This window comes from Streptomyces sp. NPDC017520 (genome assembly GCF_044329855.1).
GTDB lineage: Bacteria > Actinomycetota > Actinomycetes > Streptomycetales > Streptomycetaceae > Streptomyces.
The window spans coordinates 219,039-241,223 of the sequence record NZ_JBIRKB010000006.1 but is presented as its reverse complement, the minus strand read 5'-3'; the positions used below and the strand labels follow the sequence as shown (position 1 = coordinate 241,223).

20 protein-coding genes, 1 tRNA gene and 1 pseudogene are annotated in these 22,185 nt (G+C 70.7%); 9 read left to right on the top strand and 13 right to left on the bottom strand.

Annotation, left to right across the window (positions count from 1 at the left end; translation table 11 throughout):
* The first annotated feature begins 9 nt into the window (after window positions 1–9).
* Window positions 10–753 carry a class E sortase gene (locus ACH4KB_RS16840; protein ID WP_398066704.1) on the top strand — a complete coding sequence of 248 codons (744 nt, stop codon included), beginning with the start codon at window positions 10–12 and terminating at the stop codon, window positions 751–753.
* 102 nt (window positions 754–855) lie between these two features.
* Here ACH4KB_RS16840 and pknB read toward each other — a convergent pair whose 3' ends face one another.
* The 6 genes from pknB to ACH4KB_RS16810 all read right to left on the bottom strand — a co-directional run bounded on the left by pknB (window position 856) and on the right by ACH4KB_RS16810 (window position 8,943).
* Complete coding sequence (gene pknB / locus ACH4KB_RS16835) at window positions 856–2,877, bottom strand: Stk1 family PASTA domain-containing Ser/Thr kinase (RefSeq protein WP_398066703.1); 2,022 nt, start codon at window positions 2,875–2,877, stop codon at window positions 856–858.
* A 171-nt stretch (window positions 2,878–3,048) separates the two neighbouring features.
* Window positions 3,049–4,506: a peptidoglycan D,D-transpeptidase FtsI family protein gene (locus ACH4KB_RS16830; protein ID WP_398066702.1), complete on the bottom strand. Its 1,458-nt coding sequence runs from the start codon at window positions 4,504–4,506 to the stop codon at window positions 3,049–3,051.
* Window positions 4,503–5,903, bottom strand: a complete 1,401-nt coding sequence (locus ACH4KB_RS16825) for an FtsW/RodA/SpoVE family cell cycle protein (protein ID WP_398066701.1) — start codon at window positions 5,901–5,903, stop codon at window positions 4,503–4,505. The genes ACH4KB_RS16830 and ACH4KB_RS16825 overlap by 4 nt, the downstream gene beginning before the upstream one ends.
* A 21-nt stretch (window positions 5,904–5,924) precedes the next feature.
* Complete coding sequence (locus tag ACH4KB_RS16820; RefSeq protein ID WP_398066891.1) at window positions 5,925–7,424, bottom strand: PP2C family protein-serine/threonine phosphatase; 1,500 nt, start codon at window positions 7,422–7,424, stop codon at window positions 5,925–5,927.
* A gap of 135 nt (window positions 7,425–7,559) precedes the next feature.
* A complete protein-coding gene (locus ACH4KB_RS16815; protein WP_003967913.1) occupies window positions 7,560–8,078 on the bottom strand; it encodes an FHA domain-containing protein in 519 nt (172 codons plus the stop codon).
* Window positions 8,079–8,088: 10 nt separating this feature from the next.
* Window positions 8,089–8,943 (bottom strand): FhaA domain-containing protein, encoded by an 855-nt coding sequence (locus ACH4KB_RS16810; RefSeq protein ID WP_398066700.1) that lies wholly within the window; start codon window positions 8,941–8,943, stop codon window positions 8,089–8,091.
* 313 nt (window positions 8,944–9,256) lie between these two features.
* Here ACH4KB_RS16810 and ACH4KB_RS16805 point away from each other — a divergent pair.
* Window positions 9,257–9,339 (top strand) — tRNA-Leu (locus ACH4KB_RS16805).
* Between the two features lie 266 nt (window positions 9,340–9,605).
* Here ACH4KB_RS16805 and ACH4KB_RS16800 read toward each other — a convergent pair.
* Complete coding sequence (locus tag ACH4KB_RS16800) at window positions 9,606–10,154, bottom strand: tetratricopeptide repeat protein (RefSeq protein ID WP_398066699.1); 549 nt, start codon at window positions 10,152–10,154, stop codon at window positions 9,606–9,608.
* On the opposite strand from ACH4KB_RS16800, the pseudogene ACH4KB_RS16795 reads away from it, so the two are divergent.
* The 7 genes and pseudogenes from ACH4KB_RS16795 to ACH4KB_RS16765 all read left to right on the top strand — a co-directional run.
* A pseudogene (locus ACH4KB_RS16795) lies at window positions 10,103–10,768 on the top strand (GNAT family N-acetyltransferase); the annotation flags it as partial. The gene ACH4KB_RS16800 and the pseudogene ACH4KB_RS16795 overlap by 52 nt on opposite strands.
* Before the next feature lie 344 nt (window positions 10,769–11,112).
* Window positions 11,113–11,970 carry an aminoglycoside phosphotransferase family protein gene (locus ACH4KB_RS16790; protein ID WP_398066698.1) on the top strand — a complete coding sequence of 286 codons (858 nt, stop codon included), beginning with the start codon at window positions 11,113–11,115 and terminating at the stop codon, window positions 11,968–11,970.
* A 450-nt stretch (window positions 11,971–12,420) separates the two neighbouring features.
* Window positions 12,421–13,251, top strand: coding sequence for a ScbR family autoregulator-binding transcription factor (locus ACH4KB_RS16785; protein ID WP_398066697.1), 831 nt, complete (start codon window positions 12,421–12,423; stop codon window positions 13,249–13,251).
* A 162-nt stretch (window positions 13,252–13,413) separates the two neighbouring features.
* Window positions 13,414–13,776, top strand: a complete 363-nt coding sequence (locus tag ACH4KB_RS16780) for a winged helix-turn-helix transcriptional regulator (RefSeq protein ID WP_398066696.1) — start codon at window positions 13,414–13,416, stop codon at window positions 13,774–13,776.
* 195 nt (window positions 13,777–13,971) lie between these two features.
* The gene (locus tag ACH4KB_RS16775) at window positions 13,972–15,432 is read left to right on the top strand and encodes a DUF2252 domain-containing protein (RefSeq protein ID WP_398066695.1); all 1,461 of its coding nucleotides are present in this window, start codon (window positions 13,972–13,974) and stop codon (window positions 15,430–15,432) included.
* A 192-nt stretch (window positions 15,433–15,624) separates the two neighbouring features.
* Entirely contained in the window at window positions 15,625–16,593 is a 969-nt protein-coding gene (locus tag ACH4KB_RS16770; protein WP_398066694.1) for a J domain-containing protein, read from the top strand.
* A gap of 90 nt (window positions 16,594–16,683) precedes the next feature.
* On the top strand, window positions 16,684–17,028 hold the full coding sequence (locus ACH4KB_RS16765; protein ID WP_398066693.1) for a rhodanese-like domain-containing protein: 345 nt from the start codon (window positions 16,684–16,686) through the stop codon (window positions 17,026–17,028).
* A 94-nt stretch (window positions 17,029–17,122) separates the two neighbouring features.
* Here ACH4KB_RS16765 and ACH4KB_RS16760 read toward each other — a convergent pair whose 3' ends face one another.
* The 6 genes from ACH4KB_RS16760 to paaA form a co-directional block, all read right to left on the bottom strand.
* A complete protein-coding gene (locus ACH4KB_RS16760) occupies window positions 17,123–18,307 on the bottom strand; it encodes an acyl-CoA dehydrogenase family protein (RefSeq protein WP_398066692.1) in 1,185 nt (394 codons plus the stop codon).
* A gap of 176 nt (window positions 18,308–18,483) precedes the next feature.
* On the bottom strand, window positions 18,484–19,542 hold the full coding sequence (locus tag ACH4KB_RS16755) for a 2Fe-2S iron-sulfur cluster-binding protein (RefSeq protein ID WP_398066691.1): 1,059 nt from the start codon (window positions 19,540–19,542) through the stop codon (window positions 18,484–18,486).
* The gene (paaD, locus tag ACH4KB_RS16750) at window positions 19,543–20,040 is read right to left on the bottom strand and encodes a 1,2-phenylacetyl-CoA epoxidase subunit PaaD (RefSeq protein WP_398066690.1); all 498 of its coding nucleotides are present in this window, start codon (window positions 20,038–20,040) and stop codon (window positions 19,543–19,545) included. It lies immediately after the preceding gene.
* Entirely contained in the window at window positions 20,034–20,750 is a 717-nt protein-coding gene (paaC, locus tag ACH4KB_RS16745) for a 1,2-phenylacetyl-CoA epoxidase subunit PaaC (protein WP_398066689.1), read from the bottom strand. The genes paaD and paaC overlap by 7 nt, the downstream gene beginning before the upstream one ends.
* A complete protein-coding gene (gene paaB, locus ACH4KB_RS16740) occupies window positions 20,747–21,037 on the bottom strand; it encodes a 1,2-phenylacetyl-CoA epoxidase subunit PaaB (protein WP_007447213.1) in 291 nt (96 codons plus the stop codon). The genes paaC and paaB overlap by 4 nt, the downstream gene beginning before the upstream one ends.
* Entirely contained in the window at window positions 21,034–22,080 is a 1,047-nt protein-coding gene (paaA, locus tag ACH4KB_RS16735; RefSeq protein ID WP_398066688.1) for a 1,2-phenylacetyl-CoA epoxidase subunit PaaA, read from the bottom strand. Before paaA ends, paaB begins: the two co-directional genes overlap by 4 nt.
* Window positions 22,081–22,185 lie beyond the last annotated feature (105 nt).

The window sequence follows — 22,185 nt, the reverse complement described above, 5'->3', positions numbered from 1 at the left end:
GACGGTGCGGTGGCAGCGAGGACCGAGCACGACGAGCGGGCCGACACGTCTACCTCCCGGGTGGACGCGCCCCCGGTGCGCCGGCGAGGCCGTCACCCCGTCGCGATGGCCGTCAGCGTCTTCGGGGAACTGCTGATCACCGCGGGCCTGGTGCTCGCGCTGTTCGTCGCGTACTCCCTGTGGTGGACCAACGTGCTCGCCGACCGCGAGGCCGACAGGCAGGGCGACACGGTCCGCAGCAGGTGGGCGGATGGACCCGGCGCCCTGGACACCAAGGACGGCATCGGCTTCCTGCACGTGCCCGCAATGAAGAACGGCGAGATCCTGGTCAAGAAGGGCACCGACCCCGAGACCCTGAACAACGGCATCGCGGGCTACTACACGGACCCGGTCGAGTCGGGCCTCCCCTGGGACGACGAGGGCAACTTCACGCTGGCCGCGCACCGCGACGGGCACGGCGCGAAGTTCCACAACATCCACAAGCTGAAGAGCGGTGATCCGGTCGTCTTCGAGACCAAGGACACCTGGTACGTCTACAAGGTCTACAAAAAGCTCCCCGAGACGTCGAAGTTCAACGTCGACGTGATCCAGCCGGTCCCGGAGGAGTCGGGCGTCAAGGAGCCGGGCCGCTACATCACGTTGACGACCTGCACCCCGGTCTACACCTCGAAGTACCGGTACATCGTCTGGGGCGAGCTGGAGCGTACGGAGAAGGTCGACAAGGACCGCACCAAGCCGGTCGAGCTGCGCTGAGCCGCTGAGCAGCAGCCGCTCGCGCTCGGGCACACGGGAAGGGCCCCGGTCACCGTCAAGGCGACCGGGGCCCTTCCCGTGCCGGGTGGGGCGGGCGGGGGGTCAGTCGTCGCCCAGGCCTCCGATGAAGCCCCCGCCGTTGCCGCCGTTCCCGCCGTTCCCGCCGTTGCCACCGTTCCCGCCGCCCTCGATGGTCACGAGGGTGACGGTGCTGCCCTTGTCCGCCTGGGTGGTCGGCGCCGGGCTGCTGGTGATCACCTTGGCGTTCGGCTTGTCGACCGAGCCCTGGGAGAGCGCGACCACGAAGCCGAGCCCTTCGAGCTGGGCCTTCACGTCCTGGTACGGCCTGTTGCCGATGTCACCGGGGATCGGGACCTGCTCCGGCTGCGCCGGCCCCTTGGAGACCTTCAGGACGATCTGCACGTCCTTGGCCTGCTTGCTCGGGCCCGCGGGGGTCTGCTCGATCACCTCTCCGGCCGGCTTCTCCGAGTCCACATCGGCCCGTGAGACGTTGGTGAACCCGAGCTGGTTGAGCTGGGCCACGGCGGCGTCGTACTGACGGGTCCGCACGTCGGGCATCGGGTCGGTCGTCTGCACGGCCACGGTGATGGTGATCTCGGCCCCGTCCTCGGCCTTCGCGCCGCCCTTCGGGTCCTGCTCGATCACGGAGCCCTCGGTCTCCTCGGACTCCTCCGTGGTGACGTTGACCGTGAAGCCCTTGCCCTCCAGGACTTCGCGGGCGCCGTCCTCGGACTTCTCAAGGACGTTGGGGACCTCGATCTTCGGCGCTCCGGCGGAGACGACGACCGTGACGGTGCCGTCCTTGTCCATGAGTGCGTCCGCCGCCGGGTCCTGCGAGCAGATCTCGCCCTTCTCCTGTTCCTCGCACGGCTCCTCGGCGCCGACCTTCACGGTGACGTCGGTTCTGGACGCGAGTTTCTCCGCCTCCTGCACCGTGGAGCCCACCAGGTTCGGGGCATTGATCCGGCCGTCGTCGCTGGTCGGGGAGAAGATCACCCGGCCGATCAGAATCGCGCCGATCAGCACCAGGATGCCCGCGACGATCAGCAGGATCGTCGAGGTGTTGCTCTTCTTCTGCTGGCGCCGACGGCCCTGGCGGTCGTCGTAGCCGTAGCCGCCGTCGTCCGGGTTGACCGGGGGCAGCATCGACGTCTGCGCGTTGTTCGGGTCGGCCGGGCGCAGGGCGGCGGTGGGCTGGTCGGGGTGGTAACCGTCGTAACCCCCGTACCCCGCGGCGCCCATCGCCGCCGTGGCCGCGACCGGCTGGCCGTCGAGGCAGGCCTCGATGTCGGCGCGCATCTCGTCGGCGGACTGGTAGCGGTAGTCCGGGTCCTTGGTGAGCGCCTTCAACACGATCGCGTCCATCTCGGGCGTGATCTCGGGGTCGAAGTTGCTCGGCGGCTGCGGCTCCTCCCGGACGTGCTGGTAGGCCACCGCGACGGGCGAGTCCCCGACGAACGGGGGCCGCACGGCGAGCAGCTCGTACAGCAGGCAGCCGGTGGAGTACAGGTCGGATCGCGCGTCGACCTGCTCGCCCTTGGCCTGCTCCGGGGAGAGGTACTGGGCGGTGCCGATGACCGCGGCGGTCTGCGTCATCGTCATCCCGGAGTCGCCCATGGCGCGGGCGATGCCGAAGTCCATGACCTTGACCTGGCCGGTGCGCGTCAGCATGACGTTCGCCGGTTTGATGTCGCGGTGGACGATCTGGGCGCGGTGCGAGTACTCCAGGGCCTGGAGGATGCCGACCGTCATCTCCAGCGTGCGCTCGGGGAGCAGCCGGCGACCGGAGTGCAGGAGCTCCCTCAGCGTCGACCCGTCGACGTACTCCATCACGATGTACGGGATGGAGACCCCGTCGACGTAGTCCTCGCCGGTGTCGTACACGGCGACGATCGCGGGGTGGTTGAGCGAGGCGGCCGACTGGGCCTCACGGCGGAACCGGGCCTGGAAGGACGGGTCGCGGGCCAGATCGGCCCGGAGCGTCTTCACAGCTACGGTGCGGCCGAGCCGGGTGTCGTGCGCGAGGTAGACCTCGGCCATGCCACCACGGCCGAGCACCGAGCCCAGCTCGTACCGGCCGCCGAGGCGACGCGGCTCTTCCATAACTGTTCCAGCCCTCTCCGTCAGTCCCGACCGCACCCGTGTGTGGTCCGCGGCGGTGCGCTGTTCGCGCATACGCTACCGGGCACGGGTGACGTGATCAGCCCGCGCCCGGCAGCCGATATCCGACCGGTATCCGATGTCCGGTATGACGGGCGACCGCCGTGACAGGTCTCACTTCTTGCTGTCGATGACCGCTTTCATCACGTCGCGCGCGATGGGGGCGGCCAGCCCGCCGCCGGAGATGTCGTCCCGGTTGGCGTTGCCGTCCTCGACCACGACGGCGACGGCGACCGGTGAGCCGCTGTCGGTCTTCGCGTACGAGATGAACCAGGCGTACGGCTTCTCGCTGTTGTTCAGACCGTGCTGTGCCGTACCGGTCTTGCCGCCCACTGTGACGCCGGGGATCCGCGCGTTGGTTCCCGTGCCGTCCTTGACGACGGTCTCCATCATCTGCTGGACCTTCTGGGCGTTCTCACCGGAGAGCGCGCGGCTGAGCTCTTCGGGCTCGTGGGTGTAGACCGGGTCCAGGTTGGGCGCCTGCCGCTCGGCGACCATGTACGGCTGCATCAGCTTGCCGTCGTTGGCGATCGCGGAGGCCACCATGGCCATCTGGAGCGGGGTGGTCCGGTTGGACGCCTGGCCGATGCCGGCCATCGCGTTCTGCGGCCTGTTGTCCTCGGGGTAGATGCTCGCGTCGGCGCGGACGGGCGTGAAGACTTCCTTGTTGAAGCCGAACTTGTCCGTCTGCTCGATCATCTTCTTGTTGCCGAGGTCGTCGCTCATCTTCCCGAAGACGGTGTTGCACGACACCCGCAGGGCCTCGCGCAGCGTGGCGTTCTCGCAGGGGATGTTGCCCTCGTTCTTGAGCTGCGTGGTGGACTGCGGCAGCGTCCAGGGCAGCGGGGAGTCCGTCTTGGCGTCGATGTCGTCGTAGAGCCCGTTCTCCAGGGCGGCGGCGGCGGTGACGACCTTGAACGTGGAGCCCGGAGGGTAGGTCTCGCGCAAGGCCCGGTTGAGCATCGGCTTGTCCTTGTCCTTCAGGAGCTTCTGCCGGTTGTCCGAGTCCTTGAGCGAGTTGCCGGCGAAGACCGACGGGTCGTAGGACGGGGTGCTGGCGAGGGCGAGGATGGCGCCGCTCTTCGGGTCGAGGGCGACCACAGCGCCCTTCTTCTCGCCGAGCCCCTTGAAGGCGGCCTTCTGGGCGTCGCCGTTGAGCGTGGTGACGACGTTGCCGCCGCGCTTCTTCTCGCCGGTGAACATCGACAGCGTCCGGTCGAAGAACAGCTGGTCGTCGTTGCCGGTGAGGATGCCGTCTTCCAGGTTCTCCAGCTGCGAGGAGTCGAAGGCCTGCGAGGAGTAGCCGGTCACGGGGGCCCACAGGGGGCCGTTCTTCCAGACCCGCTTGTACCTGAAGTCGCTGTCCTCGGTCTCGGCGGAGCCGGTGATCGCCTTGCCGTCGACGATGATGTCGCCGCGCTCGTGGGCGTACCGCTCGATCTCGACGCGGCGGTTGTACTTGTGGCTGGTCAGCTCGTCGGCGCGGACGTACTGGAGCCAGTTGTCCCGGATGAGCAGTGCGAGCATCAGGAGACCGCAGAAGACCGCCACCCGGCGCAGGGGCTTGTTCACGGGCGGACCACCTGCGTCATCTCGGCGTCGGTGGAGGGCGCGGGCGCCGGTGCGGGGCGGCGGGCGGTGTCGCTGATGCGGATCAGGATGCCGACCAGGGCCCAGTTGGCGATGACCGACGATCCGCCGGCCGCGAGGAACGGCATCGTCATACCGGTGAGCGGGATGAGGCCCATGACACCGCCGGCGACGACGAAGACCTGGATGGCGAAGGCTCCGGAGAGCCCGATGGCCAGCAGCTTGCCGAACGGGTCGCGTGCGGCCAGTGCGGTGCGCACACCGCGCTCGACGATCAGCCCGTACAGCAGGAGGAACGCCATCACACCGGCGAGCCCGAGCTCCTCGCCCACGGTGGCGAGGATGAAGTCGGTGTTGGCGGCGAAGAGGATGAGGTCGGAGTTGCCCTGGCCGAGACCGGTCCCGAGCGTGCCGCCGGAGCCGAAGGCCATCAGCACCTGGGCCATCTGCTCACTGGCGGCGTGGGTGCCCCAGCCGGCGAAGGGGTCGAGCCAGGCGGTGACCCGGTCCTGCACGTGCGGCTCGAAGGAGGCCACGCCGACGGCGCCCACGGCCGACATGGTCAGGCCGAAGACGATCCAGCTGGTGCGCTCGGTCGCCACGTAGAGCATGACGACGAACATGCCGAAGAAGAGGAGCGAGGTGCCGAGGTCGGTCTCGAAGACGAGGATCAGGATCGACATCGCCCAGATGGCGAGGATCGGACCGAGGTCCCGCCCGCGGGGCAGGTACATGCCCATGAACCGGCGGCTGGCGAGGGCCAGGGCGTCGCGCTTCACCATCAGGTAGCCGGAGAAGAAGATCGCGATGACGATCTTCGCGAACTCGCCGGGCTGGATGGAGCCGATGCCGGGGATGGTGATCCAGATCCTCGCGCCGAACTGGGCCGGGAAGAACATCGGCAGGATCAGCAGGATGAGCGCGACCACCATGGAGATGTAGGTGTAGCGCTGGAGGATGCGGTGGTCCTTGAGCAGGAGCAGCACACCGATGAACAGTGCCACGCCCATCGCCGAGAAGATCAGCTGCTTGGAGGCGGCGGGCGCGAAGCTGGGGTGGTTGAGCAGCCGCTCCGACTGGTCCAGGCGCCAGATCAGTGCCAGGCCCAGGCCGTTCAGGAGGGTGGCCAGGGGCAGCAGCAGCGGATCGGCGTACTTGGCGTATCTGCGCACCACGAGGTGGGCGACGCCGCCGAGCAGGGCGAGGCCCGCTCCGTAGCCGAGCATGCCCGCGGGCAGTTCGCCGTTGAGGGCGAGGCCCACGTTGGCGTAGGCGAACACCGAGATGGCGACGGCGAAGACGACGAGTGCCAGCTCGGTGTTGCGGCGGCTCGGTGCGTCGATCGCGCCGATGGTGGTCGTGTTGGTGACAACGCTCATGGTGCTGAGGCCCCCTACGGCTTACTGCTTACCGCACTGCGGGACCAGCTTCTTCTCTTCCTCCGAGAGGCTGGGGCCGGGAGTGGGAGCGGTGGTCGGCTTGGTCCCCTTGGCGGAGGACGTGGCGGAAGTCCTGGTGGCGGGGGCTCCGGCGGTGCCGCCGGCCTCGCCCTCGCCCGTACGGGCCTGGTTCTCGGCGTCGGCCGCGCGGCGCTGCGCGTCCTTCTTGCAGGCGGAGGCCTGGGCGGCGAGCTCGGCGACCTTCTCGCGGGCGTCGGTGATGTTGCCCTCGGCGATCGTCGCCTCGACCTGCTTGCGCTGGTACGGCGGCAGGTACTTGAGCTCGATCTCGGGGTGGTTCTTCTCGACCGTCGAGAGCGAGATCCAGGCGAGGTCCTGGCTGATGCCCTGGAACAGCGCGACGTGTCCGTCCTGCGTGCCGACGTAGTACTGCGTCTGCGTCCAGCGGTAGCCGCCGTACAGACCGCCGCCGATCACGGCCAGCGCGAGCACGATGTAGACGGACCGCTTCAGCCATTTACGGCCGCCGCCCGGCTTGACGTAGTCCTCGTCCGTGTAGGCGTCGTAGGAGCCGTCCGGCATGCCTCCGTAGCCGACGTCGCCGCTGCCGGGCGGGCCGAAGCCGCCGCCGGGCGGGGGCACGGGGCGACCGAGGCCGGCGGCGCGGCCGGCGGGCGTCTGCATGGCCCCGCCGTCGCCCAGCTGGGCCTGGTTCTCCGCGACCGCGCCGACGACGACCGGGGTGTCGTTGAGCTGCCCGGCCAGGGTGTCGTTGCTGTCGACGTTCAGGACGTCGGCCACGATGCAGGTGATGTTGTCCGGGCCGCCGCCGCGCAGAGCGAGCTGGATCAGCTCCTGGATGGTCTCCTGCGGGCCCTGGTAGCTGGCGAGGGTCTCTTCCATCGTCTGGTGCGAGACGACGCCGGAGAGGCCGTCCGAGCAGATCAGATAGCGGTCGCCGGCGCGGACTTCGCGGATGGAGAGGTCCGGTTCGACATGGTCGCCGCTGCCCAGCGCCCGCATCAGCAGGGAGCGCTGCGGGTGGGTGGTGGCCTCTTCCTCGGTGATCCGGCCCTCGTCGACGAGGCGCTGCACCCAGGTGTGGTCCTGGGTGATCTGCGTCAGGACGCCGTCCCGCAGCAGATATGCGCGGGAGTCGCCGACGTGCACCAGGCCGAGGCGCTGACCGGTCCAGAGCAGGGCGGTGAGCGTGGTGCCCATGCCCTCCAGCTGGGGGTCCTCCTCGACCATGACGCGCAGCTGGTCGTTGGCCTGCTGGACGGCCGTGCCGAGCGAGGTCAGGAGATCGGAACCCGGTACGTCGTCGTCGAGCGGGACGAGCGTGGAGATCACCTCGGAGCTGGCGACCTCACCGGCTGCCTGACCGCCCATGCCGTCGGCGATGGCGAGGAGCCGGGGACCGGCATAGCCGGAGTCCTCGTTGCCCTCCCGGATCATGCCCTTGTGCGACCCGGCGGCGAAGCGCAGCGACAGACTCATGCGCACCTGCCCCGTCGAGTCCGCCTCGGGGTACAGCCTGTCTCGAGCCACACTGCCCACCCTCCGGTCGGGAACCTGGCAGCGTCCGCCGTCCAGGCCGCCGCGGCTCGCTCGCTCCGCTCGCTCATTGTCGTACTACTTCCGCAGCTCGATGACGGTCTTGCCGATACGGATCGGCGCGCCCAGCGGAACTGGTGTCGGGGTGGTGAGCCGGGTCCGTTCCAGATACGTGCCGTTGGTGGACCCGAGGTCCTCGACGATCCACTGACCGTCGCGGTCCGGGTAGATCCTGGCATGCCTGCTGGACGCGTAGTCGTCGTCCAGCACGATCGTTGAATCGTGGGCCCGGCCCAGGGTGATGGTCTGCCCCTGGAGCGCGACCGTCGTGCCCGTGAGCGTGCCTTCGGACACGACCAGTTTGGTCGGTGCCCCGCGGCGCTGCCGCCCGGGCTGCTGGCGCTGCTGGGGCGGCGCCGCTTGTTGTTGTTGGCGGCCTTGTTGGGGGCGCGCGTCGGCGGCAGTGCGGCGTGAGCCGCGCTGCGTGACGCGCGTTCCGAACAGGTCGCTGCGGATGACCTGTACGGCCACGATGACGAACAGCCACAGAACAGCCAGGAAACCTAGCCGCATGACCGTCAGGGTCAGCTCTGACATTGCCCCCGCTTCACCCTTCGGCTTGCCGGTAAACGATGGTGGTGCTGCCCACGACGATCCGCGAGCCGTCGCGGAGCGTAGCGCGGGTGGTGTGCTGCCCGTCTACCACGATGCCGTTGGTAGACCCGAGATCCTGGATCGTCGAGGGCGTTCCGGTCCGGATCTCACAGTGCCGACGCGATACGCCGGGGTCGTCGATCCGCACGTCGGCGTCGGTGGATCGTCCCATCACCAACGTCGGGCGGGAGATCTGATGGCGGGTGCCGTTGATCTCGATCCAGCGCCGTGTCCGGGCGTCCGGCAGGGGGCCGGACGCGGCCGGCGGGCGCCGGTCGTTCGTGGGGGCCGAGGGCCGTCCGGCGCCGGGCGGCGGGGCCGCGGGCATCGGCGGAGCGGCGCTCGGGGGGTAGCCGTAGCCGCCGGGAGCCTGCGGGGCGGCGGGCCGCCCTGCCCCGGGCTGGGGCGGGGCAGGCTGGTCCTGCTGTGACGAACTCGACGCCAGCGTGCGGCTGCGGACCCGGTAGAGCCCGGTGTCGAGGTCGTCGGCCTTCTCCAGGTGGACCTTGATCGGTCCCATGAAGGTGTAGCGCTGCTGCTTGGCGTAGTCGCGCACCAGGCCGGAGAGCTCGTCGCCCAGCTGACCGGAGTACGGGCTGAGCCGCTCGTAGTCGGGTGTGCTGAGCTCGACGATGAAGTCGTTGGGGACGACGGTCCGCTCACGGTTCCAGATCGTCGCGTTGTTGTCGCACTCCCGCTGGAGGGCGCCGGCGATCTCGACGGGCTGCACCTCGGACTTGAAGACCTTGGCGAAGGTGCCGTTGACCAGCCCCTCGAGGCGCTGCTCGAAACGCTTCATGACCCCCATGGGGCACCTCCTCCGTTGTCATCGTCCCTGTACTGCTTACTGATCGTATCCACGCGTCGGGAAATCGGCTGGTTCCCCTTGTCTGGCCTGTGGATGAGTGTCACCCCTCACACGGATCGTAGAGGTGACCTCCTCACAGTGTCCCGCACCCGGGACGCACTCTGGAGGAGTGGGGGCGAGGGTTCGGGGTTCCCGCTTCCCCTGCCGGGGGCGACGAAACAACGGATGTGATTCCACCCTGGCCAGCGTGCTAATCTTCCGTTTGTCGCCAGGCGCTCACCCCACTGGGTGAGAGTCTGAAAACACCACTCATGCGCGAGTGGCGGAACGGCAGACGCGCTGGCTTCAGGTGCCAGTGTCCTTAGGGACGTGGGGGTTCAAATCCCCCCTCGCGCACGACGGACACCGAAGAGGTGTCCTGGTAGCACCGACGAAATGGTCGGCATCGTGATCACGATGCCGACCATTTTGCTTTCTCCGCCGACCGGGCGGGGTGAGGTGGGGTGCCCGCCGGGACCAGGGCGCCGGCCTGGCACAGGAGAGCGGGGCGGGCGTCACGCGGTACAGGCCGAAGACCGTGGCGGGGCAGAGCTCGTCCTCCGCGGTGACGGCTTCCGTCATGACGCCCGCCGACCCCGGCTCAGGAGCCGGGAGCGCGGAGGTCAGGTCTTCATGCCGTTTTCGAGTTCTTCGGCGAGGATGCGCCAGATCTCGGCGGACAGGTCGATGGTGAAAGCCTGACGGGACCGCGGTGGGTCGCTCTGCAGGCTCAGCGAGGCGGCGGCCAGCCGCAGGCGCAGCCACAGCGTCAGGTCGGCGCTCCCCTCCAGGCCCTGGGTCGCGCGCTCGATGAACTCCAGGGCGGCTCCGTGTTCGCCCTGGCGGAACCGGACGGTGGCCGCCGACCAGAGGGCCTCGGCCTTCAGCGGTCCTTCGTGCTTGTCGACCAGCTCGACCAGCTCGTCCACGTGCGCGCGGGCGTCCGGCAGCCGGCCCTCCTCGGCCTCCGCCGAGACCAGCGAGATCAGTGCGTTGCCGATGTCCGGAACCGTGAGCTTCGCTTCCTTGGCGAGCTTGACCGCGCGATCGGCGACGGCGATCGACTCACTCACCCGGCCGGAGCCGCGGAGACAGCGGGCGAGCGAGGACCAGGCCCTGCATTGGAGCTCCGGCAGGCCCAACTCGTCTGCGAGCGCGGCGAGTTCGCTCAAGCAGGCCAGTTCCTCCTCCTCGCGTCCCAGCCGTCGCCAGTGCTGGGCCACCAGCCAGAGCGCCTGCCCACCGGCTGGGCGTCCGGGACTTCGCCACGGACAACCGGGCCGACCTCGCGGCGATCGCCGCGCGCGCCCCCGGAGGCCGGGTGTACTGCCGACTGGCCACCAGCGGTCACGGAGCACTGTGGCGGCTCAGCCACACGTTCGGCTGCTCACCGGGCGAGGCCGTGACCCTTCTGGTGGCCGCCCGCGCCCACGGTCTGATCCCGTCGGGTCTCTCCGTCCACGTCGGCTCCCAGCAGATGACCGCGGACGCGTGGAGCGAGGCGGGCGAGCTTCTCGCGCTGCCCTTCCCCGCCTTCAGCGCTCCCGACCTGGCCCGGCCGGAGCCCTCGGGGGCAGACTGCCTGGCCCGGCCGAGGTCCCCGGAGGCGGACGGCGCGGAGGTTTCCTCCCGCAACCTGCATCTCCACGACCTCGTGATCGTGCCGGAGCTGCGCCGGCGGGGGCTGGCGCGGAACGTGCTGGACCGGTTGATCCGTACCGCGCGGGCCCAGGGTTACGAACGGCTCTCGCTGGTCGCCGTCGGCGGCAGCGACGCGTTCTGGTCGTCCTGCGGCTTCGTGGCCCATCCCTCGGTCCCGGTGCCCGACAGCTACGGCCGGTCCGCCCGTGTCCCTCCCGCTCACCGCCGGGCCTCCGAGCCCGGAGCGGACGGGGTGTTCGACCCGAATGGGGATCGACAGGCCGGATCGTCCGGTGTTGTGATGGCGCCGAATCTCCGCCGCCGAGTGCGGAGACGGAAGGACGTGTACATGGTCCACGCGGAAGCCGCTGCCGCTCCTGCCTCCCCGCCTCCCTCCCCTTCCCCTTCTCCTTCCTCCTCCCCATCTCCCTCCCCCTCCGCCATTGACGCGCATCTCGCCGAGCGGCTGCTTGTCGAGCAGTTCCCGCAGTGGGCGGACCTGCCTCTCGCTCTACTCGATCCCGCCGGTTCCGATCACGTGATCTTCCGGCTCGGCGACGACATGGCCGTGAGGCTGCCCAGGGGCGACTGGGCGACTGGGCGGCGGGGCAGGCGGAGAAGGAGCACCGCTGGCTGCCCCGGCTGGCGCCCGGACTGCCGCTGGCCGTTCCCGTACCGCTGGGACTGGGGACACCGTCGCCGGAGCTGGGGTACCCGTGGCACTGGTCGGTGTCCCGTTGGCTGGACGGAGCGGTTCCCGAGGTGGGCGTCACCGAGAGGCCCGAAAGCGCCCGGTCCCTCTCCATCGCGCGACAGCTGGCGGACTTCCTCACCGCGCTCCACCGGCTCGCCCCGGCGGGCACGTTCCTCCCCGGCCCCCACCTCGACCTCGTCGGCGAATCGCTGGCGTCACGGGACGCCGACACCCGCGCCGCGATCGCCGCCACCGCGGACGTCTTCGACGCCGACGCCATGACGTCCGCGTGGAACGCGGCCCTCGGAGCCCCGCCGTGGTCCGGTGGGCCCCGGTGGTTCCACGGCGACTTCCACACGGGCAACCTCCTCGCGGACCCCGACGGCCGTCTCTGTGCCGTCATCGACTTCGGCGGGCTCGGCATGGGCGACCCCGCCTGCGACCTCACGATCGCGTACACGTTCCTGGGGGCCTCCGGGAGGGCGGCCTTCCGTACCCTCCTGGCCACGGACGACGGGACCTGGGCGCGCGGCCTCGGCTGGGCGCTCTGCACAGGACTCAACGCGTACACGGCGTATGCGGCCACACATCCCCGCGTGGCCGCCCAGACCACCCGCCAGATCCGCCAGGCCCTGGCCGAGCACCAGTGCTGAGGCAGGACGATCCGGGAGGCGAGTCGCTCCCGTGTAGCCTGAGAAAGACTCAGCCGTATGCGGACAGCTGAGATCCCTCGCATATTCTCAGTCGCTCGCGACTGTCGGGTTTGGTTCGGCAGAACCCCCGCTTCGAAGAGATACCGGAGCGGGGGTTCTTCGTTGCTCCGTGGTTCCATGCCTGGTATCCGTGGTGTTCCTCCTTCTCCACGCTCTCGTCGGTGTTCTCGTCGGTCCGTGTTTTTGACGGACGGGCGGGGTACGGACAGGCGGGTAAGGAGGAGGCGGCGGCGGGTGTCCGCGGGCGGTGATCCACCGGGTGTGGGCGCGGTTTCCGGACAGACCGATGGCCGGTGCAACGGCGCACTTGCATACGCTGGCCGCAGTGGTTGGATCGACGGCGACTCGGCGGTGAAGGGCTGAGCGCACAGAACGTCCCGGAGGCAGGAAATGGCGAAGCAGGCTCGCGCAGTCCAGACGTGGCGGTCGATCGTGGATGCCGCGGCGAGTGTCTTCGACGACTACGGCTACGAGCGTGCCGCCATCTCGGAGATTCTCCGCCGCGCCAAGGTCACCAAGGGGGCCCTGTACTTCCACTTCGCCTCCAAGGAGGCCATCGCGCAGGCGATCATGGACGAGCAGACCTCCACGGTGGAGTTCGAGCAGGAGGGGTCGCCGCTTCAGTCCCTGGTGGACGGCGGCCAGCAGTTCGCTTTCGCTCTGCGCCACAACTCGATGGCCCGAGCCGGTACCAGGCTCTCCATCGAGGGCGTCTTCCTCGGCGGACCGCATCCATGGGGCGACTGGATCGACGCGACGGCCCGGATGCTGGAGCTGGGCCAGGAGCGCGGCGAGGTGTTCCCGCAGATCGACCCGATGGTGTCAGCCAAAATCATCGTCGCTTCGTTCACCGGTATTCAGCTGGTCTCGGAGGCCGACTCGGGCCGGGCCGATCTGCGCGAGCAGGTGGCCGAGATGTGGCGCCACATCCTGCCGTCGATCGCTCACCCCGGTGTCATCGCCCACATCAAGCCGGAGGGCCGGGTGGATCTGGCGGCCCAGGCCCGCGAGAAGGCGGAGCGTGAGGAGCAGGAGGCCAGGATCGCCGCGGAGGCCAAGGGCGCGGGTTCCGATCCCACGACCGACGCGGGCTCCCGATCGGGCGGGTCAGGTCTGCGGGGCGGTGGAACCGGTCGTGGTCCGCGGGCCGGGGCGGTCGGCGACGAGGGCGACGAGGAGCCCGCAGGTGCGGGGGTGGCGGCCGGAGGAGCCGTCGTCTGATGCGCTCCGGGCGCGCTGTGTTTCACGTGAAACGTCCGATTGTTCATGATCATCATACGACAGGGCGGCGGTGCTCCTGGAGCCTCCCCGCCCCTGTCGGAGTGCGCGGAGCGGCTACTTACCTTTAGTAAGCCGCTCGGGGTGGCCCAGTAATCTGGGGAAATGGCGGATCACGGCGAGCAGCCCTGTCGGCGGGTCGACCGGGGGATCAGCCGCGTCTTCGCGTTGTTCGGCAAGCGCTGGACCGGTCAGATCGTCTCGGTGCTGCTGCAGCGACCGGTGCACTTCGCCGAACTGCGACGGGCGATTCCCGGAATCAGCGAGCGCATGCTCTCGGACCGGCTGACCGAACTCGGTGCGGCCGGCCTGGTGATCCGCGAGGTCGACGACGGACCGCCGCTGCGCGTCGCGTACCGGCTCACCGAGGCGGGTGCCGCGATGGAGACCGCGCTCGAGGAGCTGGGGCGGTGGGCCGACACCTATCTGACGCGGGACGACGCAGCCGGCTCCGGGACCGGCTGCTGACCTGCCCGGCCGCCCCGGGGCGTACCGCTGTCGGCCACGCCCACAGGGCCAGCTCCGGCGTCCGTCCGCAGGGCCCGGCGGGTGCCGGGCATCGGCGGTACCGTCGTGCTCGGTCGCTGGAGGAACAGGGCCGCTGGCCGGTCGGACAGCCGGGCAGCCACGGAAACGGTACGAGGGTGGGGGAGGCGACGCTCCATGAGCGGAACCGAGACGACGATGCCTGAGCAGCCGACTGCGGGGGCGGCGGGAACCGGAGAGAGCGCGGGGGAGGATCCGCGCATTCCGGTCGTGACCGGGTTTGCCCGGCGTGGTGCCGCGAGTTCCCCGAAGGCGGCGGGCAAGGCCCTCCGCGACCGGGTTCCGCGGTCCTCGCACGCCTCGCTGGTCCTGCCGCCGGGACGGCCGGACGCCGTGCGGGCGGTCGAGGAGTCGAACCGGGGCCGCGTGCCGGGCCTGACGCCGATACGGGTGGGGCGGATGGCGGCGACGCCGTTCGCCTTCCTGCGCGGCGCGGCCGGGCTGATGGCCCACGATCTGACGGGCAGCCCGGTCACCGGGGTGGGCGCCCAGCTCTGTGGCGACGCGCACGCGGCCAACTTCGGCCTCTACGGCGATGCCCGGGGCGGCCTGGTCATCGATCTGAACGACTTCGACGAGACCGTCTTCGGTCCGTGGGAGTGGGACCTCAAGCGGCTCGCCACCTCCCTGGTGCTGGCGGGCCGGGCCGCCGGGGCCGACGAGGACACCTGCCGCCGGGGCGCGCACGACGCCGTCGGCGCCTACCGGCGCACGATGCGGCTGCTGGCCCGGCTGCCCGCCCTCGACGCCTGGAACGCGATCGCGGACGAGGAACTCGTCTCGCACACGGACGCCCGTGATCTGGTCGGCACCCTGGAGCGGGTCTCGGAGAAGGCCCGCAACAACACCAGCGCCCGCTTCGCCGCCCGCTCCACCGAGGAGCGCCCCGACGGCGGCCGGCGTTTCGTCGACGCCCGGCCCGTGCTGCGCCGGGTGCCGGACGCCGAGGCCGCTGTCGTGGCCGCCGGTCTCGGCGGCTATCTCTCCACCGTCTCCGAGGACCGGGTGCCGCTGCTGGCCCGGTACACGATCCACGACGTGGCGTTCCGGGTGGTCGGCACCGGCAGCGTGGGGACCCGGTCGTACGTGGTCCTGCTGCTCGATCACCGGGGTGAGCCGCTGGTCCTCCAGGTGAAGGAGGCGCGCCCCTCGGTGCTCGCTCCCTATCTGCCCGCCGTCGGTTTCGACGTTCCGGAGGTGGCGCACGAGGGCCGCCGGGTAGTGCTCGGGCAGAAGCGGATGCAGGTCGTCAGCGACATCCTGCTCGGCTGGGCGGACGTCGACGGCAGGCAGTTCCAGGTCCGGCAGTTTCGGAACCGCAAGGGCAGCGTGGACCCCGCCGCGCTCGCCGCCGACCAGGTGGACGACTACGGGCGGATGACCGGCGCGCTGCTCGCGCGGGCGCACGCCCACAGCGCCGACCCTCGCCTGCTGGCGGGCTACTGCGGCAAGAACGACGAGCTCGACGCGGCCGTGGCCGCCTTCGCGGTGACGTACGCCGACCGTACGGAAGCGGATCACGCCGAGCTGGTGCGGGCGATCAAGGCGGGCAGGCTGGCCGCCGAGTTCGGTATATGACGGGTTCGTGGGGCGCTGGGGCGCGGGCCGCGAGGCGCCGGGGCCCCGTCCGTGCGGCGGTGGGGCTCTGTACGTCACGGGGTGGGGCCCGGGCCGTGACGGGGTGAGGCTCTGTCCGTCACGGGGCGCGGCCCGGGCCGGGGCACACCCCGTGTGTGCCGCGCCGCCGGGCCGTGGCCATACGCTGGACGGGTGACCCACGAAGCCGCCGGGGTGCCGACCACCCGGAACGATGAAGACCGGCAGGACAACGACCGGCCGGACGCGCCCCGATCCGTCCCCGAAGCTGGGGACGCCCCGGGGACGCAGGACGCTCCGGCGGGGCCGGACGCTTCCGGCCCCGCGGACGCCGCTGCCGGGGAGTGCACCGGCCCCGAGGACGCCGCGCCGCGCCCCGAGGCGCGGCTGGCCAGGGCGGTGCAGGTCGCCGAGCAGGCGTTGATCGAGTTCGAGATCGCGGTGGAGACCTTCCGGGTGGAGGTCGAGAACTTCTCCCGGCTGCACCACCAGAAGCTCGGCCCGATGTACACCCGCCTCGACGAGCTGGACGCGCTGATCGCCGAGGCGCGGGCCGCCCGGACCGGGGATCCGGAGGACGAGCGCAAGGCGCGGGAGGCGCGTGCGGTCGTCATGCCGATGCCCGGGGTCGACGAGCTGTTCCACGACTGGATGGACACCGACGGGCTGTCGCCCGAGGCCGCGGCGATGCTCACCGAACAGCCGGTCCGGCCGCCGAAGCGGGTCAGGCCGAGCGAGGAGGCCCGCAGGCTCTACCGGGAGCTGGCCCGCAAGGCGCACCCGGACCTCGCCCAGGACGAGCCGGAACGGCAGCGCCGGGACGAGTTCATCACCCGGGTGAACGCCGCCTACGGGCGCGGCGACGTCGACCTCCTCAAGGAACTCGCGACGGAGTGGGCGGCAGGCCCGGTGCAGCCCCTGGCCCCGCTGAGCGAGAGCGAGGAGCTCTATGCCCGGCTGGAGTGGCTCAGCCGGCGCAAGGAGCTGCTGACGGTGCTCGCCAAGGAGCTGGAGGACGGCGCGATCGGCTCGATGCTCCGGATGGCCCCCGACGACCCGGATCAGCTGCTGGAGGACATCGCGGAGCAACTGCTGGGCGAGGTCTCCCGGCGCGAGGCCGAGCTCGCGGAGATGGTGCAGTAGCGTTCCGGGTGACTCTGCCGCGTACGGACGGGGCTCCTGCACGAGGCCCCATGTACGAGGTCCAAGACCGCACGAGAGAAGGCATGACCCATGAACTTCGCCCCGCTGCCCTCGGTGGACGCCGCGGCGGTGCCGTCGGACGGCTTCGTCCTGGACGTCCGTGAGAACGACGAGTGGGCGGCCGGTCACGTCGAGGGTGCCCTGCACATCCCGATGAGCGACTTCGTGGGCCGGTTGGGCGAGCTGACCGAGTCCGCCGATGACGGCCGGCGCGTCCATGTGATGTGCCGGGTCGGCGGCCGGTCGGCCCAGGTCACCCAGTACCTGGTCCAGCAGGGCATCGACGCCGTGAACATCGACGGCGGCATGCAAGCCTGGGACGGCGCCGGACGCCCGATGGTCACGGACAACGGGACGCCCGCCTTCGTCCTCTGAGCCCCGGGCGGGCCTGGCCGGTGCCGTCAGCGCTGTCGTTGGCCGTTGGTGCCGTTGGTGCTGTCGGTGCTGTCGGTGCTGTCGGTGCTGTCGGTCAGCCGAGCGGGTGGGCGGCCAGCAGGTCGCCCAGGGCCTCCTCATGGGCCGCGGCCGGGCCCAGGGAGAGTTCGATCTGCTTCGCCCAGGCGTGGAAGCGGTGCAGTGGGTAGTCGGTGTCCGCGCCGAAGCCGCCGTGCAGGTGCTGTGCGGTCTGCACGACGCGGCGGACGCCGTCGGAGGCCCAGATCTTCGCCACGGCGACATCGCCCGCCGCGGGCAGCGGCCCCCCGGCGTCGGCCGAGATCCGCCAGGCGGCCTGCCAGAGCGTCGCCTCCATCGCCCGCAGGTCGATGTACCGGTCCGCTGCCTGGACGGCCACCGCCTGGAACGTGGCGACCGGGAATCCGAACTGCTCGCGCTTGCCGGTGTAGGCGGCGGTCATCGCGAGCACCCGCTCGCCCAGCCCGAGCGCGAGCGCGCAGGTTCCCGTGGTGAGCAGGGACCGCAGCCACTCCCAGCAGCCCGGGTCGTCGATCAGCTCCCGGTCGGTCACCCGCACAGCGTCGAGCCGGACCTCGGCCAGCCGCTCACCGCTGGTGGAGACCTGGTCCGCCAGGGTGACGCCCTCGCGGGTACGGGGCACGAGTGCCAGGACCGGCCGGCCCTCCGCGGTGTGCGCGGGGATGGCGATCCAGTCCGCCACCTGGGCCCACGGAACCGCGGACTGCACCCCGTCGAGCACCCAGCCGGAGCCGCTTGCCGCCGCCGACGCCCCGCGGCTCTCCTCGTTCTCGCCGCTCTCCCCGTACGGCCGTGCGGCGACGGCCAGTTCGGCGGGATCGTGACCGCTGCGCCCGTTGGCGCCGACGGTCAGGATCAGTTCGCCCCGGCCTGCCGGGGGCAGCAGCTCCGCCGCGAGGGTGCTCCCGCCGTACCGCTGGACCGTCATGGCGACCGCACAGCTCTCCAGCAGCGGGACCCTGGCCAGCACCTTCGCCGACTCCCGCAGGACGAGGCAGAGCGCGATCGGGTCGAGGCCCGCGCCTCCGTGGTCCGGCGACAGGGTGAGACCGAGCAGATCCGTGCGCGCCAGCTCGTTCCACAGCTGTCGGTCGATGTCCTCCGCCACGGCGCCCGGGGTCAGGGCGGGGCTGGGAACGCGGTCGGGTGCGACGTCCGAGAAGACCGCCCTGGCCGCCTCGACGGCCGCCTGCTGTTCCTCGGTGAAGGTGAAGTCCACTGTCCCGGCCTCCCGCTAACCGTGCACGACCTGACGGAACGTCAAGATAGAACAGGTTCTAGAGGAAGGGAACAGCGCGGAGGCGTGGCGGTGGGTCAGCGACCCCAGGGACCCCAGGGACCCCAGGCACCCCAGGGAGCCCAGGGACCCCAGGCACCCCAGGGACCCCAGGGACCTCATCGGTCGAAGTCCAACTCCACCTCCGGGGTGAGCGGATGCGACTGACAGGCCAGCACGAACCCCGCCCCGGTCTCCTCCGGTTCCAGCGCGAAGTTGCGGTCCATCCGGACCTCGCCCGAGACGAGGAACGCCCGGCAGGTCCCGCACACCCCTCCCTTACAGGCGTAGGGAGCGTCCGAGCGGCTTCGCAGCACCGTCTCCAGCAGGGATTCGGTGTCCTGCACGGGCCAGCTGCCCGAGCGGCCGTGGAGGGTGGCCGTCAGCACGGCGTCGGACGGGGCGGCGACCTTGAGCGCCGTCACGTCGGTGGGGCCCTCGTCGACGTGGAAGATCTCCTGGTGGACCCGGGAGCGGTCGACGCCGAGGGTTTTCAGGGCCTTCTCCGTGCCCCGCACGAGGCCGAGCGGCCCGCACAGGAACCAGCCGTCCACCTCCGCCACCGGAAGCACGGCGGGCAGCAGGCCGGTGAGCCGTTCGGCGTCCAGCCGCCCGGAGGGGAGTCCGGCCGCCTGCTCCTCCCGGGAGAGCGCGGTGACCAGCTGGAAGCGGTCCGGCCAACGGTCCTTGAGGTCGGCCACCTCGTCGAGGAACATCGTCGAAGCCGCCGTGCGGTCGCTGCGGATCAGGCAGAACCGGGCCGTCGGCTCCCGGTCGAGCAGGGTGGCAGCCATGGACAGCACCGGGGTGATGCCGCTGCCGCCGACCACCGCCGCGAACAGACCGGGACGCGGCCTCAGGACGAAGCGGCCCATCGGAGGCATGGCCTCCACCCGGTCCCCGACGGCCAGCTCCTTCAGGGCGTACGTGGAGAACGCCCCGCCGTCGACCATGCGGATGCCCACCCGCAGGACCGGTTCGCCGGGCTGTTCGATGGCCGGTGCGCAGATCGAGTACGAACGGCGGATCTCCTGGCCGTCCACGGTGTAGCGCACGTTCAGATGCTGGCCGGGGGCGTGGCGGAAGGTCTCGCGCAGCTCGGCCGGCACGGCGAGCGTCACGGCCACCGCGTCGTCCGTGATCCGTTCGATCGCGCTGACCCGGAGCGGATGGAACATCTACAACTCCTTGAAGTGATCGAACGGTTCACGGCAGGCGACGCAGCGGCGCAGGGCCTTGCACGCCGTGGAGGAGAACCGGCTGAGCAGTTCCGTGTCCGTGGAACCGCAGTGCGGGCAGCGCACCGAGAGCGTCAGCGGCACGGGGCCGCCGACGGGGCCCTGGGCGCGCGGCGGGGCGATGCCGAACTCGGCCAGCTTGCGGCGCCCTTCGGCGCTGATGTCGTCCGTGGACCAGGCCGGCGCCAGGACGGTGACCACGGAGACGTCCGGTACGCCGTGGTCGTGCAGCACGCGCTCGATGTCGGCGGACATCGACTCGATCGCCGGGCAGCCGGTGTAGGTCGGAGTGAGCTGTACGGTCACCCGGCCCGGCCCGTCCAGGTGTACGTCACGCAGGACGCCGAGCTCCGCCAGCGTCAGCACCGGCAGTTCGGGGTCGGGCACGGAGCCGGCGAGATCGCGCAGCTCCGCCTCCAGCCGGGTGTCGGTCACCATGACGCCCCCGGATGGCTCCGGTGCAGATGCTGCATCTCGGCGATCATGCGGCCGAACGGCTCGGTGTGCAGGCCCTGCCGGCCCGCTCCGGCCGCCCAGCCCCCGGACCGCCGGCCCGCCGGGAGGGTCAGACCGGCCCGCTCGACGACATCGGTGACGGCGGCGAGCCAACCGGCCTCCAGCGCTTGCCAGTCGACACCGGAGTCCGGGGAGTCGAGCCCCTCGACCGGCTGGAACATCTCCCCGGTGAACCGCCACAGCGCGTCCAGGCCGTTCCGCATCCGGGTGCGGCTCTCCTCGGTGCCGTCGCCGAGCCGCAGGACCCACTGCTCGGCGTGGTCGCGGTGGTAGGCCACCTCCTTGACGGCCTTGGCCGCGAGGCCGGTGAACTCGCCGTCCCCGGCTGCCAGGCGCTCGTACAGCAGGTGCTGGTAGACCGAGAAGTAGAGCTGCCGGGCGATGGTGTGCGCGAAGTCCCCGTTCGGCTGCTCGACCAGCTGGAGGTTGCGGAAGGCCCGCTCCTCGCGGAGGTACGCGAGCTCGTCCTCGTCGCCGACGAGCGAGAGCAGCACCCGGGCCTGTCCCAGCAGGTCGAGGGCGATGTTGGCGAGGGCCACCTCCTCCTCCAGGACCGGGGCGTGGCCGGCCCACTCCCCCAGCCGGTGCGAGAGCACCAGCGCGTCGTCGCCGAGGGCGAGGGCGGCGCTCACAGGTGCTTCACCCCGTCCGGGATCTCGTAGAAGGTCGGGTGGCGGTAGGGCTTGTCGCCGGCCGGCTCGAAGAAGGAGTCCTTCTCGTCGGGGGAGGAGGCGGTGATCCCGGTAGACGGGACCACCCAGATCGAGACGCCTTCCGAACGGCGGGTGTAGAGGTCGCGGGCGTTGCGCAGGGCCATCTCGGCGTCCGGCGCGTGCAGACTGCCCGCATGGGTGTGGGACAGTCCGCGGCGCGAGCGCACGAAGACCTCCCACAGAGGCCAGTCGGTCGAGCTGCTCATGCCGTCTCCTCCACGTGGTGCGCGGGCGCGCTGTGCTGTGCCGGTGTCCGGGGTGATGACTGCGCCGGTGCGTGCTTGGCGGCGTAAGCCGCTGCCGCGTCGCGGACCCAGGCGCCCTCCTCGTGGGCCCTGCGTCGCTGGGTGATCCGCTGTTCGTTGCAGGGGCCGTTGCCCTTGAGGACCGCCTGGAACTCGGCCCAGTCGATCGCGCCGAACTCGTGCCGGCCGAGCTCCTCGTCCCACCGGATGTCGGGGTCGGGGAGCTCCAGGCCCAGCGCTTCGGCCTGGGGAACGCAGATGTCCACGAAGCGCCGGCGCAGCTCGTCGTTGGAGTGCCGCTTGATCTTCCAGGCCATGGACTGCTCGGAGTGCGACGAGGCGTCGTCGGGCGGGCCGAACATCATCAAGGACGGCCACCACCAGCGATTCACCGCGTCCTGGGCCATGGCGTGCTGGGCCTCGGTGCCACGGCTGAGGGCGAGGAGCAGCTCGTACCCCTGGCGCTGGTGGAAGGACTCCTCCTTGCAGATGCGGACCATCGCGCGGGCGTAGGGGCCGTAGGAGCAGCGGCAGAGCGGCACCTGGTTGGTGATCGCCGCCCCGTCCACCAGCCAGCCGATGGCGCCGACGTCGGCCCACGTCAGCGTGGGGTAGTTGAAGATCGAGGAATAGCGCTGGCGGCCCGCGTGGAGCTTGTCGAGCAGCTCCTCGCGGCTGGTGCCCAGGGTCTCGGCGGCGCTGTAGAGATACAGGCCGTGGCCCGCCTCGTCCTGCACCTTGGCCATGAGGATCGCCTTGCGGCGCAGCGAGGGCGCCCGGGTGATCCAGTTGGCCTCGGGCTGCATGCCGATGATCTCCGAATGGGCGTGCTGGGCCATCTGGCGCACCAGCGTCGCCCGGTAGGCGTCGGGCATCCAGTCGCGCGGCTCTATCCGCTCGTCCGCCGCCACGGCCGCGTCGAAAGCCGCGATGCGGTCCGCGTCCACCGCATCCTCCGTGCCGAGCGTCTTCTGCGTCGTCTGGTCCGCAGTCACTGCCGCCATCCCGGGCTCCCTACCGACCGATCGTTCGGTTCCTTGACTTCAATGGTGAGTCGGAGGCCCGTAGGGTGTCAACCCTGTGGATAACTGAGTGGTGATCGACGGCGA

Bases quoted from the DNA above. Each gene is read 5' to 3' on its own strand.
- pknB (WP_398066703.1), bottom strand. From the start codon at position 2,877: ATGGAAGAGCCGCGTCGCCTCGGCGGCCGGTACGAGCTGGGCTCGGTG.
- ACH4KB_RS16825 (WP_398066701.1), bottom strand. From the start codon at position 5,903: ATGAGCGTTGTCACCAACACGACCACCATCGGCGCGATCGACGCACCG.
- ACH4KB_RS16820 (WP_398066891.1), bottom strand. From the start codon at position 7,424: ATGAGTCTGTCGCTGCGCTTCGCCGCCGGGTCGCACAAGGGCATGATC.
- ACH4KB_RS16815 (WP_003967913.1), bottom strand. From the start codon at position 8,078: ATGTCAGAGCTGACCCTGACGGTCATGCGGCTAGGTTTCCTGGCTGTT.
- ACH4KB_RS16810 (WP_398066700.1), bottom strand. From the start codon at position 8,943: ATGGGGGTCATGAAGCGTTTCGAGCAGCGCCTCGAGGGGCTGGTCAAC.
- ACH4KB_RS16785 (WP_398066697.1), top strand. From the start codon at position 12,421: ATGGCGAAGCAGGCTCGCGCAGTCCAGACGTGGCGGTCGATCGTGGAT.
- ACH4KB_RS16780 (WP_398066696.1), top strand. From the start codon at position 13,414: ATGGCGGATCACGGCGAGCAGCCCTGTCGGCGGGTCGACCGGGGGATC.
- ACH4KB_RS16775 (WP_398066695.1), top strand. From the start codon at position 13,972: ATGAGCGGAACCGAGACGACGATGCCTGAGCAGCCGACTGCGGGGGCG.
- ACH4KB_RS16765 (WP_398066693.1), top strand. From the start codon at position 16,684: ATGAACTTCGCCCCGCTGCCCTCGGTGGACGCCGCGGCGGTGCCGTCG.
- ACH4KB_RS16755 (WP_398066691.1), bottom strand. From the start codon at position 19,542: ATGTTCCATCCGCTCCGGGTCAGCGCGATCGAACGGATCACGGACGAC.
- paaD (WP_398066690.1), bottom strand. From the start codon at position 20,040: ATGGTGACCGACACCCGGCTGGAGGCGGAGCTGCGCGATCTCGCCGGC.
- paaB (WP_007447213.1), bottom strand. From the start codon at position 21,037: ATGAGCAGCTCGACCGACTGGCCTCTGTGGGAGGTCTTCGTGCGCTCG.
- paaA (WP_398066688.1), bottom strand. From the start codon at position 22,080: ATGGCGGCAGTGACTGCGGACCAGACGACGCAGAAGACGCTCGGCACG.